This is a genomic window from Pseudomonas sp. Sample_16, from assembly GCF_004307665.1.
GTDB lineage: Bacteria > Pseudomonadota > Gammaproteobacteria > Pseudomonadales > Pseudomonadaceae > Aquipseudomonas.
On sequence record NZ_RCOB01000125.1, the window covers coordinates 1 to 5,218 of the forward strand.

Genomic DNA, 5,218 nt, shown 5'->3' on the forward strand with positions numbered 1-5,218 from the left:
ACCAGCCCACCGAGCCGACCGACGAGGTCAAGGCCTACGGCATGGCGCTGATCAATGCGATCAAGGAACTGCTGCCGCTCAATCCGCTGTACAGCGAAGAGCTGAAGAACTATCTCAACCGTTTCAGCCCCAACGACCCGTCACCGCTGACCGACTTCGCCGCTGCGCTCACCTCGGCCACCGGCAGCGAGCTGCAGGAAGTGCTCGACTGCGTGCCCATGCTCAAGCGCATGGAAAAAGTCCTGCCGATGTTGCGCAAGGAAGTCGAAGTCGCGCGTTTGCAAAAAGAAATCTCCGCTGAAGTAAACCGCAAGATCGGCGAGCACCAGCGCGAGTTTTTCCTCAAGGAACAACTGAAGGTCATCCAGCAGGAGCTGGGTCTTACCAAGGACGACCGCAGCGCCGACCTCGAGCAGTTCGAACAGCGGTTGGTCGGCAAAGTGCTGCCAGCGCAGGTGCAGAAACGCCTTGAAGAGGAAATGAACAAACTGTCGATCCTCGAGACCGGTTCGCCGGAGTACGCAGTAACGCGCAACTACATCGACTGGGCGACGTCGGTGCCATGGGGCGTGTACGGCGAGGACAAACTCGACCTCAAGCATGCGCGCAAGGTGCTGGACAACCATCATGCCGGTCTCGACGACATCAAGGACCGCATCCTCGAGTTCCTCGCAGTCGGCGCTTATAAAGGCGAGATCAGCGGCTCCATCGTGTTGCTGGTGGGGCCACCGGGCGTGGGTAAAACCAGTGTCGGCAGATCCATCGCCGAATCCCTCGGGCGCCCGTTCTACCGCTTCAGCCTCGGCGGCATGCGTGACGAGGCCGAGATCAAGGGCCACCGCCGCACCTACATCGGCGCACAGCCGGGCAAACTGGTGCAGGCGCTCAAAGACGTCGAAGTGATGAACCCGGTGATCATGCTCGACGAGATCGACAAGATGGGCCAAAGCTACCAGGGCGACCCGGCCTCGGCGTTGCTGGAAACCCTCGACCCTGAGCAGAACGTCGAATTCCTCGATCACTACCTCGATCTGCGCATGGACCTGTCGAAAGTGCTGTTCATCTGCACTGCCAACACCCTGGATTCGATCCCCGGCCCGTTGCTCGACCGGATGGAAGTGATTCGCCTGTCGGGCTACATCACCGAAGAAAAAGTCGCCATCGCCAAGCGTCACCTGTGGCCGAAACAGCTGGAGAAGGCTGGCGTATCCAAAGGCAGCCTGAGCATCAGCGACAATGCGCTCAAAGCCTTGATCGACGGTTATGCCCGTGAAGCCGGGGTGCGTCAGCTGGAGAAAAACCTCGGCAAGCTGGTTCGCAAAGCGGTGATGAAGCTGCTCGACGATCCCAAAGCGGTGATCAAGCTCGGCCCGAAAGACCTCGAACCGTCCCTTGGCAAACCGGTGTTCCGCAATGAACAAGTGTTGTCGGGAACGGGCGTGATCACCGGACTGGCCTGGACCAGCATGGGCGGCGCGACCTTGCCGATCGAAGCCACCCGCATCCATACCCTTAACCGCGGCTTCAAGCTCACCGGGCAATTGGGCGATGTGATGAAGGAGTCCGCGGAGATCGCCTACAGCTACGTCAGCTCCAATCTGAAGTCGTTTGGCGGCGACCCGAAATTCTTCGATGAAGCCTTTGTGCACCTGCACGTGCCGGAAGGTGCAACACCGAAAGACGGCCCGAGCGCCGGTGTGACCATGGCCAGTGCGCTGTTGTCGCTGGCACGCAACCAGCCACCGAAAAAAGGCGTGGCCATGACCGGCGAGCTCACCTTGACCGGGCATGTGCTGCCGATTGGCGGGGTGCGCGAAAAGGTCATTGCGGCGCGGCGGCAGAAAATCTTCGAGCTGATTCTGCCCGAGGCCAATCGCGGTAATTTCGAAGAGCTGCCGGAATATCTCAAAGAAGGCATTACCGTGCACTTTGCCAAGCGGTTTGCGGATGTGGCTAAGGTATTGTTCTAAGCCGGCAACCCAATACCAAAAAGGCCAGGCTATTGCCTGGTCTTTTTTTGTGCATTTGATCAACACCTTGCGAATTGAACTATTAAGTATAAAAAGATCAACTAGCACCGCAATTTAAATCTAAAAAACTAGCATATTTGACAGTATCCTCTCAAAAGGCGTGATGCTAACTTTTCAATTCAAATCATTCCTAGTTACTGACAGGCACACTCCATGACCAACCTGAAACAGGCTACTCGATCAGAAGCTACCGGTTACCTCAAGGCTAAGAGAAACAATGAGGAATTCTTCAGTTCCGAGGTCGTTTTCGCAAGCCGCTATGACAAATGGATTGAAATTGAGGCGCACATCAACTTCGCCCTTCCAGATCCAAGGTTTTTCCTGTTGGATATCGATGAAGCCACGCCAAGCGGACAACAGAACTTTGTGCGGGGAGGGTATTTGCGCTCCGTTGAGTATCACAGCGGAAGCTCTATGCAATCTGCATACGAAGGAACTTTCACGGCCAACTTAAATAATTCGACTAAAAGGTATCAACTAACATTTAACCTGAAATTCTATGGTCACGATAAGCTCGAAATCGAAGGTGAGCTCGACATTACGGGCTTACATCCTTAATCAGCCTCACCATTCCCTCCAAACCAGAGCCTGATTTGCCAACATTCTTCTCCAAGGCTCTGGTCACACTTTGTCTCATCTCGGTTATGCTCGCCGTTCGTCGTGAACGCCGGAGCTACTGACCCTATGTCCCCCATTCGTCTGTTTGTCCCTCTCGTACTCGCCTTGCTGGCCGCTTGCGCCACGCAACCGAAACATAACGTGACGGTGGAGAAACAAAGCGAATGCCCGGTGAAACTCACTGCTGGGCAAAACCTGATCCTGACCTTGCCGAGCAATCCCACCACCGGCTACCGCTGGGCGATCCAGGATTCGGCCGGGGGCGTGTTGCGCCCGCTGGGGCCAGAGGTTTATCGAAACCCCGAAGATGCCGGTGTGGTGGGCGCTGCAGGCGTATCGACCTGGCGTTTTCAAGCCTTCGCCGCTGGCACCGGGCGTTTGCGCCTGACCTCACAACAACCATGGGCGCCGGAAGTGCTGCCGGTTGATTCCTTCGACTGCACTGTCTCGGTCAACTGATCGTGGGCTGGCTGATTCTGGCACTGATGGGCGCGCTGACGTTCCTGTATGGCTTGAGCGTGCATGCTGCGATGCTCTGCCTGCTGGTCAAGCCGTTGCCCGTATTGGCTCTGCTCGGTTGGCTGCACGATGCGCCGCCCGGTGAGTACCGCCGCTGGATCAGCCTCGGTCTGATTTTTTCCCTGCTGGGCGATGTGTTGTTGGCGTGGCCGGGGGATTTGTTCGTGTTTGGACTGGGTGCGTTTCTGGTTGCGCACCTGGCCTATCTCAAGGCGTATCTGAGCGATTGCCGACGCTTGGCCGTGCTGCCGCTGGTGCTGGCCCTCGGTGTCGGCGTCGTCCTGCTGGGGATTCTGATTTCCAACGGCCTCGGCCCATTGCTGGTGCCCGTGATTGTCTATGGCACAGCCATCAGCGCCATGCTCTGGCGCGCCCTGGCCCGACTCGGGACCGACGTGCCCAAACGCTCTGCGCTGCTGGCGGCAGCGGGCGCGGTGGCGTTCGTGTTCTCCGACAGCGTGATTGGCATCAGCCGGTTTGTGATGCCATTTGATGCTGCCCCTTATGTGATTATCCTCAGCTACTGGCTGGGGCAATGGGGGATCACTGCCTCGGCGTTCCCCCAAAGATCACGCTAACCATTGTGGCGAGGGAGCTTGCTCCCGCTGGGCTGCGAAGCGGCCCCGAAACCATTCAACCGCGCGTCAACAGATTCACCCCACCTAGCCGGGTTTGCGACTGCTGCGCAGCCGAGCGGGAGCAAGCTCCCTCGCCACAATGGTGTTTCCTTTCCGTTGACCGGAGTGAACTCCAGCGGTTTATCAGACAACCCGCGCATCCCCGCGCCAACTTGGCTAAAATGCCGGCCTTTTCCACCTACGCCGCTGGAACCGCCGTGAGCAAAGAACCCGATCGCCTATTCGCCCAGCCTTTGGCCCAGGTGCCTGACTTCGCCTTCAATGAAGACGTGGTGCGGGTGTTCCCGGACATGATCAAGCGCTCGGTGCCGGGTTATCCGACCATCGTCGAAAACCTCGGCGTGCTCGCCGCGCAGTTCGCTCAGCCCAATAGCGTGCTGTATGACCTCGGCTCGTCGCTCGGCGCAGTGACCCAGGCGCTGCGCCGGCATGTGCGCACCGAGGGTTGCCGGGTGATCGCTGTGGATAACTCCGCGGCGATGGTCGAGCGCTGCCGCGAGTACCTCAACGGCCAGGATTCGATGTTCCAGGAGTTGCTGCCGGTCGAGGTGATCGACGGCGACATCCTCGCCCTCGACTTCCAGCCTGCCTCGGTGGTTGCACTGAACTTCACCCTGCAATTCATCGCCCCGGACCAGCGTAGCGCATTGCTCAGTCGCATCCGCCACTCGCTGCTGCCCGGTGGGGCATTGATCCTCTCGGAAAAACTGCGCTTCGAGGATGAGCAGGAGCACGCGCTGCTCACCGACCTGCACATCGCCTTCAAACGCGCCAACGGCTACAGCGAACTGGAAATCGCCCAGAAGCGCAGCGCCATCGAAAACGTCATGAAGCCCGACAGCCTCGAAGAACACCGCGAACGCCTGCTGGCGGCCGGGTTCTCGAAAGTCGTGCCGTGGTTCCAGTGTCTTAACTTTGCCTCGTTGATTGCCTTGCCATGATTGATCTGTCCCCGCTCGCCCGCCGTCTGGCCGGCACGCCGCTGGCCGATTGGGCCAACACCTTGCAGGCGCAACTCGACAAGAAAATGGAAAAAGGACATGGCGATCTGGAGCGCTGGCAAAGCGCGCTGGACGCCTTGCCGAAGATCCAGCCCAAGGTCGTCGATTTGCTCAACGGTTTGAAACTGGACACCGATTGCGACGACGCAACCCGCGCACAGATGCGCACTGCGCTGATGGGTTTGTCGCCGTGGCGCAAGGGGCCATTCGACTTGTTCGGTGTGCATGTCGATACCGAGTGGCGTTCGGACTGGAAATGGTCGCGGGTGGCCCCGCACCTGGACCTCAAGGGCAAACGCATTCTCGATGTCGGTTGCGGCAACGGCTATTACATGTGGCGCATGCTCGGCGCCGGTGCGGACAGCGTGATCGGTGTCGACCCGAACTGGCTGTTCTTCTGCCAGTTCCAGGC

General features: G+C 58.7%; 6 protein-coding genes. All 6 read left to right on the plus strand.

Annotated features, from left to right (window positions below; translation table 11 throughout):
- Window positions 1–1,970, plus strand: a 1,970-nt coding sequence (lon, locus tag D8U69_RS17280; RefSeq protein ID WP_130907787.1) for an endopeptidase La, incomplete at its 5' end; no start/stop codon positions are given.
- 213 nt (window positions 1,971–2,183) lie between these two features.
- Window positions 2,184–2,588 carry a hypothetical protein gene (locus tag D8U69_RS17285; RefSeq protein ID WP_056855210.1) on the plus strand — a complete coding sequence of 135 codons (405 nt, stop codon included), beginning with the start codon at window positions 2,184–2,186 and terminating at the stop codon, window positions 2,586–2,588.
- A gap of 126 nt (window positions 2,589–2,714) precedes the next feature.
- On the plus strand, window positions 2,715–3,107 hold the full coding sequence (locus tag D8U69_RS17290) for a protease inhibitor I42 family protein (RefSeq protein ID WP_056855209.1): 393 nt from the start codon (window positions 2,715–2,717) through the stop codon (window positions 3,105–3,107).
- Window positions 3,108–3,109: 2 nt separating this feature from the next.
- A complete protein-coding gene (locus D8U69_RS17295; RefSeq protein WP_130905793.1) occupies window positions 3,110–3,745 on the plus strand; it encodes a lysoplasmalogenase in 636 nt (211 codons plus the stop codon).
- Between the two features lie 221 nt (window positions 3,746–3,966).
- Entirely contained in the window at window positions 3,967–4,746 is a 780-nt protein-coding gene (cmoA, locus tag D8U69_RS17305; protein WP_177434475.1) for a carboxy-S-adenosyl-L-methionine synthase CmoA, read from the plus strand.
- Window positions 4,743–5,218 (plus strand): DUF1698 domain-containing protein (locus D8U69_RS17310; protein ID WP_130907790.1); only part of this gene is annotated, 476 nt, incomplete at its 3' end. The genes cmoA and D8U69_RS17310, both read left to right, overlap by 4 nt.

Bases quoted from the DNA above. Each gene is read 5' to 3' on its own strand.
- D8U69_RS17290 (WP_056855209.1), top strand. From the start codon at position 2,715: ATGTCCCCCATTCGTCTGTTTGTCCCTCTCGTACTCGCCTTGCTGGCC.
- cmoA (WP_177434475.1), top strand. From the start codon at position 3,967: ATGCCGGCCTTTTCCACCTACGCCGCTGGAACCGCCGTGAGCAAAGAA.
- D8U69_RS17285 (WP_056855210.1), top strand. From the start codon at position 2,184: ATGACCAACCTGAAACAGGCTACTCGATCAGAAGCTACCGGTTACCTC.